Below are 13,201 nucleotides of genomic sequence, written 5' to 3' on the forward strand. Positions count from 1 at the left end.
ATCGCGTCTGCTAGCTTCCTGGCGCATGCCCGCGTTTCACCTCCGCAGCGAATGGACGTTCCTCGCGCCACCCGCGACGCTGTGGCCGGTGCTCGCCGATTCGCCCGGCTACCCGCGCTGGTGGCCCGGCTTCGAGCGGGCTGAGCCGCTCGACGACGCCGGCGACGTCGTCGATTGTCGCGTCCGCGGCGACCTCGGCCTCACCCTCGAGTTCGTCCAGCACGTCGTGGTACGCGAGCCGCCCGCGCGGCTCGAGTTCCGCGCCGCCGGCGACCTCATCGGTCGCGGCACCTGGACGCTCGCACCCCACGACGGCGGCGCGCGCGTGGTCATGCTCTGGGAGGTCGACCTCGGCCGCCGCTGGCTGCGCGCGCTGAGCCGGCTGCCGCCCGTCAAGCGATGGATGGCGCGCAGCCACCATCGAGTGATGGAGCAGGGCCGGCGCAGCCTCGCGGCGATGTTCGGCGAATGATCGCCGCGGCACGACGAGGAGCCAGCGAGCGCTACAGGACGCAGATGCGAGCCGAATGGCGCGATCGCCTGGGCTCGCAGTCCGCGCGGCGAGATCCAGTTCGCCGGCTACTTCACGTGCTGGTAGATCTGGATCAGATTCCCGCAGGTGTCGGCGAAGATCGCCACGGTGACCTGGCCGGTGTCGGTCGGCTCCATCGTGAACACCACGCCGTGCTTCTTCAGCCGCTCGTATTCTGCGCGGATGTCGTCGACCTCGAACGCGGTCAGCGGAATGCCCTGCTGGAACAGCTCCTCCTGGTACCTCTTCGCCGCCGGATTCGCGTTCGGCTCGAGCGAGAGCTCGACATCGGCCGGGCCTTCCGGCGAGACGACGGTCAGCCAGCGGAACTCGCCGACCGGGATCTCCTTGCTTTTGACGAAGCCGAGCACCTCCGTATAGAAGCGCAGGGCCTTGTCCTGGTTGTCGACGACGATGCTGTTGAGCTTGATGCGCATGAGACCTCCTGGATGAATCGGCGCGGTGGCCGTCGCGCGAGAGTCTGACAGCTTCGCCGCTCAGTGCTTCTTGAAAATTGCGGGGGCCAGCGCCGCCTCGCCGCACATCAACAGCAGGCACCCCGGAATCAGCGCCCGCGGCAGCGAACCCGCCCGCGAGGGCACCTGCCAGCGCCGACGGTACATCGACGGCGCCACGCCGACGCGCCGCGAGAACAGATCGCTGAAGCTGCCGAGGCTCTCGAAGCCGACCTCGAAGCAGACGTCGGTGACCGAGTGATTGCCGAGCGCGAGCAGCCGCTTCGCCTGCTCGAGCCGCGCCTCGATACGATACTGATGCGGCGTCGCGCCGAACACCGCGGCGAACTGGCGGATGAAGTGATACGGCGACAGCCCGGCTTCGCGGGCGATCTCGGCGATCGGTGCCCGACCATCGGTCTCCCGCAGGCGGTCGCGCGCGCGGCACAGGCGGATCAGCGCATCGTGCGTCAGCATGGTCGAGGCCTCGCGACCGGGAGTGTAGCGCGGGACGCGGCTCGCAATCACAGCGCGGACCGAGGTCGCCGTGTCTGAAAGGTTGCGACCTGTCGCCCTGGTCGGCGGCGGAGGCGTCGGTCGACGTCGAAACCCTCCGCGCCGTCCGCTCGGGACATGCTCCGTTCGGCCTCGCGTTCCGCGCGTAGCACTCCTCACGCTCGTGTCGCGGTCCTCGCGCCGACGCCTCCATGAGCCCGGGCGCCCACGATCGCGAGGCGAGCCGTGTTGCGAGGGCCGGGCTGGACGCGAGGCCGCGGCTCCCAGGAAGCTGCAGTCGACCGCGGACCGTCAGCCCTGCGGCGGCGGCAGCGGCCGCGCCGACTTCGGCACCGCGTCCATGCCCTCGACGATCACCTCCACCTTGCGCGCCCGCAGCTCGGCGAGCACCGCGGACTTCGCCTGCCCGCCCGCGAGCAGCAGCCGGGCCCACCGGAGCTCAGGCAGCTGCTGCAGCGGCTGCAGGTCCGCGTCGGTCGCCAGGGTCAGCTTCCTGAGCCCCGCGAGCCCCTCGATCCCCGCGAGCGAATGCACGTAGAACGTGTCGTCCTCGCCGTGCCACAGCGGCCACACCTGGTGCTGCACCTTGTGCCCGCCGCCCTCCCACCACAGCTCGTGGAGCCCCGCGAGCGCCCTGTCCGGCACCGCGAGCGACACGAGCGCTTGCAGAGTCTTGGTGTTGACGCGGTCCTGGCCGGTCGCCTTTGGGATCTTCCCGAGGTCGAGCTTGCCCGCCCTGCTCAGCGTCTCGACGACGGCGAGGCGGAGCGCGGGGTCTCGCAGCGCTTCGAACTTGCTCATGCCGCGACGATGCCCGCCGCGCCCGCCCACCACAAGCCCGGTCGATCACCAGCGGCCGGAGCCCGATGAATCACACCTTGCACATGCATCGCGTCAGGCGGATCGACGCTCGCGCCCGACGAGCGACTCGAGCGACTACCTGGCGGCGCGCTTGGGGCCGGGGTGGCCGAGCAGGCGCCTGCCGACCGCGAGCAGGTTCTGGCGCAGCGTGTCGTCGTCGAGGTTCGCGTACTCGGGGGCGCCGCCGGCCATCGCCAGCCCTGTGAACACCACGTGCACGGAGATCGCCTCGGCGAGGCTGGGATGGTCGCCGGCGAGGACCTTACGCATGCGGGTCCGGATGTCCTCGCCGCGCGGCGCCTGGAACGTCCTGTCGACGACTCGGCGCATCCCCGGGTCGCCGTTGTACAGGCCGAGCAGCAGGCGCTGGCGCATGATGAGCTCGACGAATCCGCTCAGCACGTGATCGATCTGCGCACTGCGGTTCGGCTTCGTCCGCGCCGCCTCGATGATCTGCTCGAGCTCGTGCAGCGTGGGCGCCGCGACCGCCTCGGCGATCTCGTCCTTCGTCTTGAAGTAGTAGTAAACCGCCGCCTTCGTCACGCCGAGCTCGTCGGCGATCATCTGCAGCGACGTGCCCTCCACGCCGTGCTCGCTGAACAGCTTCAGCGCGGTGTCGAGCAGTCGCGATCGGGTGTCGTTGGCGGCGGTGTTGGCGGTCATCTGTCCTCCTCACGGAGAGCGACACAGTACCGCGCTCCTCGCCGTCGGGCGATGTCCGAGGATCGGCGCGCCGGCAACAAACCACACACTTGCCGATCGGCTTGCACGCCACTAGCCGATCGGCTAGCCTGGAGCCGGCTCGCGGAAAGGGCACACTTTCCGCATTGGGACCGAACCGAGGTAGACATGTCGTCCGAGCTCATTTCGCCGCTTTCCATGACCCGAACCTGCCCGTACGCGCCGCCCGCCGAGCATCGCCGGCTCCGCGAAGAGGCGCCCATCGCCAAGGTGAAGCTGCCCAATGGCAGGACAACGTGGGCAGTGACCAAACACGAGCACATCCGGGCGATCCTGTCCGATCCGCGGTTCAGCTCGAACCGGCGCGATCCCGGCTTTCCCTCGCTGTCCCGTGAGCCTCCGCCCGCGAGCGACCTCAAGAAGCTGCTGCTCGAGCTCGACCCGCCCGAGCACGGGCAGGCGCGCCGGACGGTGCTCGGCGAGTTCACGGTCCAGCGGACGCAGGCGCTGGGGCCGCGGATCCAGCAGATCGTGGACCAGCACATCGACGCGATGCTGGCCGGCCCGCGCCCGGTCGATCTGGTGCAGGCGTTCTCCCTGCCGGTGCCCTCTCTGGTGATTTGCGAGCTGCTCGGCGTGCCCTACGCCGATCACGAGTTCTTCCAGACCCGCTCCGGCACGCTCGTCAATCAGAAGAGCACGGCCGAGGAGGTCGCGCGGGCGACCGGCGAGCTCATGATGTATCTGGGCAAGCTGGTGGCCGCCAAGGCGCAGGAGCCCACCGACGATCTGCTGGGCCGCCAGATCGCCAAGCAGCGCGAGACCGGCGAGGTCGACTTCGGGGACCTGGTCGCCATGGCGTTCCTCCTGCTGATCGCCGGGCACGAGACCACCGCGAACATGATCTCCCTCAGCACCCTGGTCCTGCTGCAGCAGCCGGAGAAGCTGGCCGCCCTCCGCCAGGACCCCGCGAAGACCCTGGCCGCCGTCGAGGAGCTGCTGCGCTACTTCACCATCGCCGAGCAGGCGCTCGGCCGGGTCGCGCGCGAGGACGTGGAGCTGGGCGGCGTGCAGATCCGGGCCGGAGAGGGCGTCCTCTTGCTGGCCAACACGGGCAACCGAGATCCGCAGGTGTTCGAGAACGCGGACGAGCTCGACCTCGACCGCGGCTCCCGCAACCACCTCGCGTTCGGCTTCGGCCCGCACCAGTGCCTCGGCCAGAACCTCGCCCGCCTCGAGCTGCAGATCGTCATCGACACCCTGTTCCGGCGGATCCCCGAGCTGCGGTCCGCGGTGCCCGTGGACGAGCTCTCGTTCAAGACCGACGCCACGGTCTACGGCATCCGCGAGTTCCCCGTCACCTGGTGAGCAGAGAGGAAGAAGAATCATGCGAGTCCTTGTCGACGAGAACAAGTGCTGCGGCGCCGGTCAATGCGTGATGATCGCGCCGCGAGTGTTCGACCAGCGGGACGACGGCATCGTGATCCTGCTCGACGAATCGCCGCCGAAGGAGCTGCACCCGGCAGTCCGCGAGGCGGCGTGCGTGTGCCCCGGCGCCGCGATCGTGCTGGAAGAGTGAACGCGGCGCTCCGCGCCTGCCACGATTCTCGCCTGCTACGATTCGCGATCACCGCGATCGCCGGGGCCCTCTCGGGCCGCGGCGGGTGCCCTCGGCCGTTCGCGCCGACCACCAGCCGTCTCGCGGGTCGCGCAGGGCCCCCGGCGGTCGGCCGCGGGCCAAATCCCCCGGGGTGACGCCGCCGGCCCGATCGCCCACGGCCAGGCGCTGGCGCTCTTCGGCGTCTAGAGGGGCTGCCGGGCGCCGGCGAAAGTGGGCTTGTCCGTGGCGATCGGCTGCATGAAGAAGTCGAACCGGGGATCCCCTTCCTCCCACATCGCCTTGTCTTCAAGGGGGCCGTTCTTGGGGGTATACACGTCTTCCACCGGCGCGTTGAACCACTCGGTCATGACATTATTGACATCGTCCTCGTCGACCGCCTCGTACATCACACTGTGCTGGAAGGTGAGCCCTTGGCCGCATTCCGAGTCGACGAACTCGGCGACTCCGACGACGGCAGAGTTTCGCACCAGGACTTCATGCATATCCCCGTTACACGCGAACGTCGAAACGCCATTAATCAGTCGATTTCGCGCGATGGTCGAGTACGTGATGAGAGCTTTGGCGCCATTGAGGAAGTGGAACGCGGGCTGCTGCGCCCCCTGAGCACCGCTGTCGAGGATGAAGCTGTTCTCGATCCAAAGATTTCCGCCCGACAACTTTAACCCCGCCCCACACCGCGCGATTCTTGCGCGATGAATAGACACATCACAGGACGACGCATCGATCGCCAGCGCGTTATTGATATTATTTCCTTCCCAGAAAGTATCATGGGCGTAGAACCTCCCCGCCGTACACTTGACCAGCGAGATTGAAGCGAAGCGGAGCTTTACGGATGACAGATACAATCGGCTATTGGAAACCGTCAGGGTCGGGCCAATAATGTTGGCGCCGTTGATCTCGGGCGTCAACGATTTGTGCTTGACGATGGCCACCGCCTTCCCTTCGTCAATCGACAGCCCCCCGGGAGCTTGAGTGCCGGAGATCAGGCGGATCGTGACCTTCGGCAGCTCGGAGGGCACATCCGTCAATTTGCAGAACGCCGAATCCTCGCTCAGGCCGGTCTTCGCCTGACAATCGACATTGCTGCCTTGTACGTAGACGACCGCCTCCGGTTCGTCCGGAAAACAGGCCCCCTCCAGGATGTCGCACGCCGAGTCGGGGCACTGCGCGTGTTCGGTGCACGGGACACACTTGTTCGTCAGGGGATCGCAGGCCGGCGTGTCACCGCTGCACAACTGCGCGTCGTCCGGCGTGCACTCGACGCACTTGTCGCTCGCGGCGTCGCACACGGGAGCCAGCGCATCGACGGCGGCGCAGGGCGTTTCGGCCGGCAACGACGTGCACCCGACGCACTGGCCGGCGACGCAGTACAGATCTCCGCAAGCCAGGTCTTTCGGGTTGTTCGGGTCACACTCGGGACCGCCCGCGGAGGACGAGCTCGAGCTCGCCTCGGTGGCCGACTCCGACTCGCTGCCGGCCGAGGAGCTCGTCGTCGTGCTCGTCGTCGTGCCCGTCGTCGCGCTCGTCGTCGTGCTCGACGTGAGCGCAGAGGGTTCGGTGTCCGAGCTCGGAGCGTCGGTGGTGTCGATCGCGGACGTCGAGCCCGGCTTGTCCTGCAACGTCGGGTTGTAGAAGCAACCGAGCGCGAGAGAAGCCGCCATCACCCACGGCGCCGCGGCCCACCGGGCTCCTCTGCGCAGAATCACGGCTCCATGGAGCAGACGTCTCGGTGGCGAAGACACGGCGAGCTCCTTCGAATCAGAAATGAAACGACCAGACGAAACCGGCCGTGTTCCGGCCGAGGACCGGGGCGGCCTTGCCCGCGGCGCGGCGACGAGCCGCCACGGCGAGCAACGCCGCGCCTGCTCCGACGAGCAGCGGGCCGACGACCAGCCCGGCGACCGCGAGGTTGTTCGCCGCCCGTCCCCTGTCATCGATCTCCGCGCAGAGCCCCTCGGGCGGTCGATAGCAACCGTTGGCGGGGTCTTCGATCTGGCGCTCGACGACGTCGGCCCGCGCGACGCCCGCGGCGAACAGCGCCAACATGCCGACGCCGCCCCCCAGCGAGACCCCGCCGGCCGCTGCGAGCCCCTTCCAGGGCTTCACGGGTCGCGGGCTCGGAGGCGGCGATGCGACCGCTGGCGCCGGTACGTACAATTTCGCGGCCTCCTCGGCCTGACGCCGCGCATCGTACGCGTCGACCATGATGCGATACCTGTCGCGCAACTCTCGGACCGCGTCGGGCAGCGGCGTCGGCCCGTAGGCCTCTGCCAGCTGCGCGGCATAGCGGTCGAACACGGCCAGCGCTTCGCGGATGACGTCCTCCTTGACCCCGTTCGGCTCGGCGCGCCGATAGGCGTCGGCGATGTACTCGTAGAAGCTCCTCCGCTGCGCCCGGGTCTCTTGCGTCTCCGGAACCATCTCGACCGCGTCCGTCCATGTCCGCGCCGCCGGCAGGAACTTTCCCGCGTCGTAGAGGGTTTGCGCCGCGAGGTGCGCGGCGTCGAGGGCGGCCGCCGCCGAATCGATCTTCGGAGGCGGCCCGGCAGCCGCCGCCGGAATCGGCGCAAGAACGGCCAGTGAGATCGAAAGGCCGAAGCCGATGACGCGATTTCTCAAAGAGGGCACAGCATCCCATGGCCCCAAATGAGCACTTGTCAGCCATCGCGCGAACACGAGGCAATCTATCATGGGACGGCGCCCGCGAGCAACGAGCGCTTGTGCGCCGATCCGTCGTTCGTTCGCCGGCGCGACATCGTCCCTGGCCGCCCGCTCGAATCGGCGCACTCGTCCGCGCGGCGGAATGGTTGCAGGCATACGAGCGACAGGTGTAAAAAAGATCGGGCGTGGACGCCGAAATCGCGCCAGATCCTCTCATTGGGGTGTTGTTCGACGGACGGTATCGGGTCGTCCGCCGGCTCGGCGGGGGCGGCATGGGCAGCGTGTACCTCGCCGAAGAGACCCGCTTGCGCCGACAGTGCGCGCTCAAGGCGCTCCACCCGCATTTGGCCCGAGAGCGCTCGCACGTCGACCGATTCCTGCGGGAGGCCCAGATCATGGCCCAGCTCTCGCATCCCAATATCGTGAGCATCTTCGCCTATGGCGAGGAGCCGGCCGGCGTGTTCTTCGTGATGGAGTTCCTCGCGGGGGAGGACCTCGATACGCGGATGCGCGCCCGCGTCGAACGCCCCTATGGCCTGCATGAATGTCTGTCCTGGGCGATTCAACTCGCCCGCGCCCTGAATCAGGTCCACCGGGCCGGCCTCGTCCACCGCGACCTGAAGCCCCCGAACGTCTTCCTCGCGCGGCAAGACGGCGGCGAGGTCGTCAAGCTGCTCGACTTCGGCATCGCCCGGCCGGTGGATGGCTCCGAGCTGACGGGGACGGGGGTCACTCTGGGTACTCCGAGTTACATGGCGCCCGAGCAGATCCTCGACGGGTCGGTCGATCATCGCGCGGATGTCTATTCTTTCGGGGTCTTGCTGTTCAAGATGCTCACCGGGCGGCTCCCGTTCCGCGGCGATGCGGTTCAGGTGACGACCCATCACTGCATGACTCCTCCGCCGCCTCCGTCGACGCTCGCCCCCGAGGCCGGGATCACGCCGGCGCTCGAGGCGATCGTCCTCAAGGCGCTGGCGAAGCGACCCGAGGAGCGCTTTCAGTCGATGCTGGAGATCGAGCAAGCCCTGAACAGCGCGCTCCACGGCCGGAGCAACGAGCACGATTCGACCGATCCGACGATTCGGTGGACCGGCAAGGCGGTGGAATCAGGCGCCCACGCCAGGACGACCGAGCTGACGGCGGCGCTGGTGAGCCTCCCGGGAGCGCCACCGAGAGCGCCTGATTCGCCGGAGAGAGCCGGTGCCTCGCGGCGAATCAGGACTCTCGTCGGCGTCGGCGGGGTCGTCCTCGCGGGCGCCCTCGTGGCCGTGATGTTCGCCCGACCAGACGAGGGCGCGTCGGCCTCTCCGTCGTCCGCGGAGACGCTCGTGCCCCCTCCTCCCGAGGTCGAGCGAGTCCCGATCGACCCGTCGCCCGACCCGGTCCAGGCCGCGCCGGAGCCCCCGGTCGCACCGCCGGTGCTCGAACCGCCGGCGCCGCCGGGGGTCGAGGCAGTCGCCGAGCCGCGGAAACAGCAGACTCGGAAGCTCGGCGCGAAACCGGCGAAGTCCGACACCTCGGCCGGTCCCACCGCCCGAATCAACAAAGACGCCGCGGGCTGTCGCCGTAAGTTCAACGCCGAGGGCGGCGCGAAGATCACGATCGATTATGCAGTCGGGATCGATGGAAAGGTCAATCGCTCGATCCCTTCCGTCCACGACCCACTCGGTCGCTGCCTCGCGGACGCCGTCCGGAGCGCGGCCTTCCCCTCCGGACGGGCCAGGTACGGGGAGAAGATGCATCTCTAGCCGCCTCCGACTCGTGGCCGCGAGGCGCCGATCGACCTGCTCGGCCCGGGCCGCGCCCGCCGCCGAGCTGCGTCGTCAGCTCGTGGTCGGCGGGCAGCCGCCGTAGATCGCCGCCAGCCAGATCTCGAGCAGCACGTCCACCACCCGCGCCTCGTCGATCATCGGCGCGTGGCCGGCGAAGCCTGCGTGGAGCACCCTCTCGTTCATCCAGTTCAGCGCGACCGCGAGGTCTCGCGCCGGTACCTCGCTGCGGGCAGCGCCGCGCGCTCGCTCGGCCTCGATCGCGGCGGCGGTCTCCTCGACGAGGCCCGTCATGACCTGCGACCACAGCGCGCGGACCTCGGGGTTGGTCACTCGCGCGTCCGCGGCCGCCACGCTGACGGCCCGGTGGGCGCGGAAGATCCGGTAGTACGTCTCGATCGCCGCTCGCCACGCGCGGGCCGGGTCGCCTGCCGCCTCGGCGAGCGCCGCGTCGCGTTCGGCTCGCGCCTGCTCGACCATCCGATCGAGCAGCGACAGCAGCACCGCGTCCTTCGACGGGAAGTAGAAATAGAACGTCGGCCGCGAGATGCCGGCGCCGCGGGCGATGTCGTCGATCGAGATCTCGGGCAGCGCTCGCCGCTCGAGCAATTCCTCGAAGCTGGCCAGGATCGCCTGTTCGCGGTCGTCGCCGCTCGTGCGGCGGGCCCGGCGTGCGCGCGACGGGCGGTCCTTGCCCTCGCTCATCGCGGGCCCCGCACCGCCGCGGTCAGCCGGCGACCGAGCGCCACCGCGGCGCGCTGATAGGCGACGGGGAACGCCCGCACCAGGACATCGACCACGCGCGCGTCGTTGCCGACCAGCACCCGCGCCTGGTCGCGCGCCACGCCGGCGAGGATCGTCTCGGCCGCGCGGTCGGGGCTCAGCGTCAGCAACTTCTCGTTGTACATCCGCTCGCGCGCCTCGTCTTCGCCGGTCACCGCGCGCCCCGCCGCCCGGGCCCGCGCGAGCGCGGCGCTGGCGATGTTGGTCTTCACGCCGCCAGGATGCACGACGGTGACGCACACCGGCAACCCCGCCGCCAGCATCTCGATCCGCAGCGACTCGGTGAAGCCGCGGACCGCGAACTTCGCGGCGCAGTAGTGGCTCATCTGGCCCTGCGCCATGAAGCCGTTGAGGCTCGAGATGTTGACGACGTGCCCGTCGCCCGACGCCACGAGGTGCGGCAGGAAGGCCCGCGTCCCGTGGATGACGCCCCACAGGTTGACCGCGAGCACTCGCTCGTAGTCCTCGCTCGTCGAGTCGATCACCGAGCGAGAGAACGCGATCCCGGCGTTGTTGTAGATCTGATGCACCGCGCCGAAGCGGGCCGCGACCGCGGTCGCGTACGCCTTCACCGCCTCGCCGTCGCTGACGTCGAGCCGCGCCGCGTCGACCTCGGCCGCGAGCGTGCGGGCGACGCGGGCGGTCTCGGCGAGCCCGACCTCGTCGACGTCCGACAGCGCCAGCCGCGCCCCCCGTCGCGCCAGGCCCAGCGCCAGCGCCCGCCCGATGCCCGACCCCGCTCCGGTCACCGCCGCCACTTTCCCGTGAAACGTGCTCATGGCGGTCATTCTGGGCCATCTCGGGTCGACAATCAACACCATGTTGACAGACTCGACACGGTGTCGAAGAATGTCGAGGTCATGACGCGCGAACACCTCGACGTGCTGATCATCGGCGCCGGCCTGTCCGGCATCGGCGCCGCCTACCACTTGCAGCACGGGTGCCCGGGCAAGCGCTTCGCGCTGCTCGAGGGCCGGGCCGACCTCGGCGGCACGTGGGACCTGTTCCGTTACCCCGGCGTCCGCTCCGACTCGGACATGCACACTCTCGGCTACAGCTTCCGCCCGTGGACCGAGGCGCGGGCGATCGCCGACGGCCCGTCGATCCTGCGGTACCTGCGGGACACCGCGGCCGAGTACGGCATCGACCGCAAGATCCGCTTCCACCACCGCGTCGTCGCCGCTCGCTACTCCTCGCCCGACGCGCGCTGGACCGTCGACGTCGTCCGCAGCGACACCGGCGAGGAGCTCCAGCTCACCTGCGACTTCCTGCTCGGCTGCACCGGCTACTACCGCTACGACGAGGGCTACACCCCGCGCTTCGCCGGCACCGAGCGCTTCGAGGGTCGCATCGTCCACCCGCAGCACTGGCCGGCCGACCTCGACCACGCCGGCAAGCGCGTCGTCGTCATCGGCAGCGGCGCGACCGCGGTCACGCTCGTCCCGGCGCTGGCCGAGACCGCCGAGCACGTGACGATGCTGCAGCGCTCGCCGACGTGGATCTCCAGCCTGCCGACCCACGATCGCATCGCCGGCTCGCTGCGCCGCTGGCTGCCGGAGAGCGCCGCCGCGGCCGCGGTGCGCTGGAAGAACATCCTCTTCCAGCTCGGCATCTATCAGACCTCGCGCCGCCGCCCCGAGGTGATCAAGCGGTTGCTGCGGCGGGCGCTCGAGCGCCAGCTGCCGGCCGGTTACGACATCGATCGTCACTTCACCCCGCGCTACGACCCGTGGGACCAGCGGCTGTGCCTCGCGCCCGACGGCGATTTTTTCAAGGCGATCCGCCGCGGCCGGGCGTCGGTGGTCACCGACGAGCTCGAGACCTTCACCGAGCACGGCCTGCGCCTGAAGTCCGGGGCCGAGCTCGCGGCCGACATCATCGTCACCGCGACCGGCCTCAACCTGCTGCTGTTCGGCGGGATCCGCATGTTCGTCGACGGCGAGGAGGTCCAGGTCTCCGCGCGCAAGGCCTACAAGGGTCTGATGCTCGAGGGCGTGCCCAACTTCGCGTTCGCGATCGGCTACACCAACGCCTCGTGGACGCTCAAGGCCGACCTGACCGGCGAGTACGTCTGCCGCCTGCTCAAGCACATGGACGCCCGCGGCCACCGCCAGTGCGTGCCGATCAACGACGACGCGACCATGAGCGAGCGGCCGCTGCTCGACTTCGGCGCCGGCTACGTGCTCCGCTCGCTGGCGATGCTGCCGAAGCAGGGCGAGCGCGCGCCGTGGCGCCTGCGGATGAACTACCCGACCGACCTCCTCGCCCTGCGCCTCGGGCCGGTGACCGACAAGGCGATGCGTTTCTCGAGCCCGCCCGCGTGAAGGCCCGAATCGGCCGCAACGAACGCGACCCCCTCCGCGACACGAAGCTCCGACGCGCGTATCACCGAAGCGCTCGCTCTATCCGTTCCCCGGTCCGGGGTAGAGCCGCTGCAGCTCGGCGATCGTGTGCGACCGCCCGGGGTGGCCCTCGGGGAAGCGGTCGATCACCACGATCAGCGCGCGGACGGCCTCCTCGATCGCCGCCGCCGGCTGCCCGTTGCTCGCCAGACACGCCAGGTGCACCGGCCCGATCTGCAGCGCGTGCTCCCACAGCTGGCCCGCCAGGGCCGCCTGCCACGCCTGCGCGCTGAACCGCAGCGCGTCCGCGGGGCGCTGCACGCGACGGAGGCACAGCTGCGCGAGCATCCCGAGCGCCGGGATCGTCTCGACGTTGGCGGGGGTGCCGTGCAGGCGCTCGCCGAGCTCGACCTTGCGGTGCCAGGCTTCTTCGGCCTGGGCGTACTGCCCGAGGTTCACGTGCACCATCGCCAGGGCCTGCAGCGTCGGGCCCGCGTCCGCCGGCCACTCCGTCCCGGTCGCGCGATGCAGCGCCTCGAGGCTCGCGTGGAACACCTTCATGGCCTCCTCGAACTTCCCCTGGCGCGCGAGCGCTTCGCCCAGGCCGTGGAGCGAGTTGGCGACCGCCTCGTGCGCGGGCCCGCCGAGGACCTCGACCTTCACGTCGACGCTCTCGCGCAGGATCGTCTCCGCCTCCTCGAGCTTGCCCTGCTGCACCAGCGCGATCGCCAACAGGTCGAGGCTCTCGGCGACGCTCGCATGTCGCCGGGTGCCGAGCCCCTGGACCCAGGCGTCGATGCACGAGCGCAGCGCCGCCTCGGCCGCGGTGTAATTGCCTTCCGACAGGTACGCGCGGCTGATGGTCTCGAGCGCGAGGGCGACCTGGGACGCTTCGGCGGAATCTGTCATGGTACCTGGCTACCACAGGTGAAATCGCCCGCCGAGTCCTCGGCCAACCCCTGGATCGCCTCGACTTCCCT

14 protein-coding genes are annotated in these 13,201 nt (G+C 69.6%); 5 read left to right on the forward strand and 9 right to left on the reverse strand.

Annotated elements, in window-relative coordinates; translation table 11 throughout:
* The first annotated feature begins 25 nt into the window (after positions 1 to 25).
* Positions 26 to 472: an SRPBCC family protein gene (locus O0S08_RS34410; protein ID WP_269033673.1), complete on the forward strand. Its 447-nt coding sequence runs from the start codon at positions 26 to 28 to the stop codon at positions 470 to 472.
* 107 nt (positions 473 to 579) lie between these two features.
* Here O0S08_RS34410 and O0S08_RS34415 read toward each other — a convergent pair whose 3' ends face one another.
* The 4 genes from O0S08_RS34415 to O0S08_RS34430 form a co-directional block, all read right to left on the reverse strand.
* Complete coding sequence (locus O0S08_RS34415; RefSeq protein ID WP_269033674.1) at positions 580 to 969, reverse strand: VOC family protein; 390 nt, start codon at positions 967 to 969, stop codon at positions 580 to 582.
* Positions 970 to 1,029: 60 nt separating this feature from the next.
* Positions 1,030 to 1,464, reverse strand: a complete 435-nt coding sequence (locus tag O0S08_RS34420) for a helix-turn-helix transcriptional regulator (protein ID WP_269033675.1) — start codon at positions 1,462 to 1,464, stop codon at positions 1,030 to 1,032.
* Between the two features lie 330 nt (positions 1,465 to 1,794).
* Complete coding sequence (locus O0S08_RS34425) at positions 1,795 to 2,304, reverse strand: DUF6892 domain-containing protein (RefSeq protein ID WP_269033676.1); 510 nt, start codon at positions 2,302 to 2,304, stop codon at positions 1,795 to 1,797.
* Positions 2,305 to 2,439: 135 nt separating this feature from the next.
* Positions 2,440 to 3,027, reverse strand: a complete 588-nt coding sequence (locus tag O0S08_RS34430; protein WP_269033677.1) for a TetR/AcrR family transcriptional regulator — start codon at positions 3,025 to 3,027, stop codon at positions 2,440 to 2,442.
* A gap of 186 nt (positions 3,028 to 3,213) precedes the next feature.
* On the opposite strand from O0S08_RS34430, the gene O0S08_RS34435 reads away from it, so the two are divergent.
* A complete protein-coding gene (locus O0S08_RS34435) occupies positions 3,214 to 4,413 on the forward strand; it encodes a cytochrome P450 (protein WP_371879508.1) in 1,200 nt (399 codons plus the stop codon).
* A gap of 19 nt (positions 4,414 to 4,432) precedes the next feature.
* Entirely contained in the window at positions 4,433 to 4,624 is a 192-nt protein-coding gene (locus O0S08_RS34440) for a ferredoxin (RefSeq protein WP_269033679.1), read from the forward strand.
* A 224-nt stretch (positions 4,625 to 4,848) separates the two neighbouring features.
* Here O0S08_RS34440 and O0S08_RS34445 read toward each other — a convergent pair whose 3' ends face one another.
* Complete coding sequence (locus tag O0S08_RS34445; protein ID WP_269033680.1) at positions 4,849 to 6,372, reverse strand: hypothetical protein; 1,524 nt, start codon at positions 6,370 to 6,372, stop codon at positions 4,849 to 4,851.
* A gap of 52 nt (positions 6,373 to 6,424) precedes the next feature.
* Positions 6,425 to 7,285, reverse strand: a complete 861-nt coding sequence (locus O0S08_RS34450) for a hypothetical protein (RefSeq protein WP_269033681.1) — start codon at positions 7,283 to 7,285, stop codon at positions 6,425 to 6,427.
* Between the two features lie 266 nt (positions 7,286 to 7,551).
* Between O0S08_RS34450 and O0S08_RS34455 the strand changes: the two genes are divergently transcribed.
* Entirely contained in the window at positions 7,552 to 9,075 is a 1,524-nt protein-coding gene (locus tag O0S08_RS34455; protein WP_269033682.1) for a serine/threonine-protein kinase, read from the forward strand.
* A 75-nt stretch (positions 9,076 to 9,150) separates the two neighbouring features.
* Here O0S08_RS34455 and O0S08_RS34460 read toward each other — a convergent pair whose 3' ends face one another.
* Both O0S08_RS34460 and O0S08_RS34465 read right to left on the reverse strand, forming a co-directional pair.
* Positions 9,151 to 9,801 (reverse strand): TetR/AcrR family transcriptional regulator, encoded by a 651-nt coding sequence (locus O0S08_RS34460; RefSeq protein ID WP_269033683.1) that lies wholly within the window; start codon positions 9,799 to 9,801, stop codon positions 9,151 to 9,153.
* The gene (locus O0S08_RS34465) at positions 9,798 to 10,658 is read right to left on the reverse strand and encodes an SDR family NAD(P)-dependent oxidoreductase (RefSeq protein WP_269033684.1); all 861 of its coding nucleotides are present in this window, start codon (positions 10,656 to 10,658) and stop codon (positions 9,798 to 9,800) included. The genes O0S08_RS34460 and O0S08_RS34465 overlap by 4 nt, the downstream gene beginning before the upstream one ends.
* A gap of 81 nt (positions 10,659 to 10,739) precedes the next feature.
* Here O0S08_RS34465 and O0S08_RS34470 point away from each other — a divergent pair, with 81 nt between their 5' ends.
* Positions 10,740 to 12,203, forward strand: a complete 1,464-nt coding sequence (locus O0S08_RS34470) for a flavin-containing monooxygenase (protein WP_269033685.1) — start codon at positions 10,740 to 10,742, stop codon at positions 12,201 to 12,203.
* Positions 12,204 to 12,281: 78 nt separating this feature from the next.
* Here the strand turns inward: O0S08_RS34470 and O0S08_RS34475 are convergent, their stop codons facing one another.
* Positions 12,282 to 13,130 carry a tetratricopeptide repeat protein gene (locus O0S08_RS34475; protein ID WP_269033686.1) on the reverse strand — a complete coding sequence of 283 codons (849 nt, stop codon included), beginning with the start codon at positions 13,128 to 13,130 and terminating at the stop codon, positions 12,282 to 12,284.
* Positions 13,131 to 13,201 lie beyond the last annotated feature (71 nt).

Origin of the sequence: Nannocystis punicea (assembly GCF_026965555.1) — a bacterium.
GTDB lineage: Bacteria > Myxococcota_A > Polyangia > Nannocystales > Nannocystaceae > Nannocystis > Nannocystis punicea.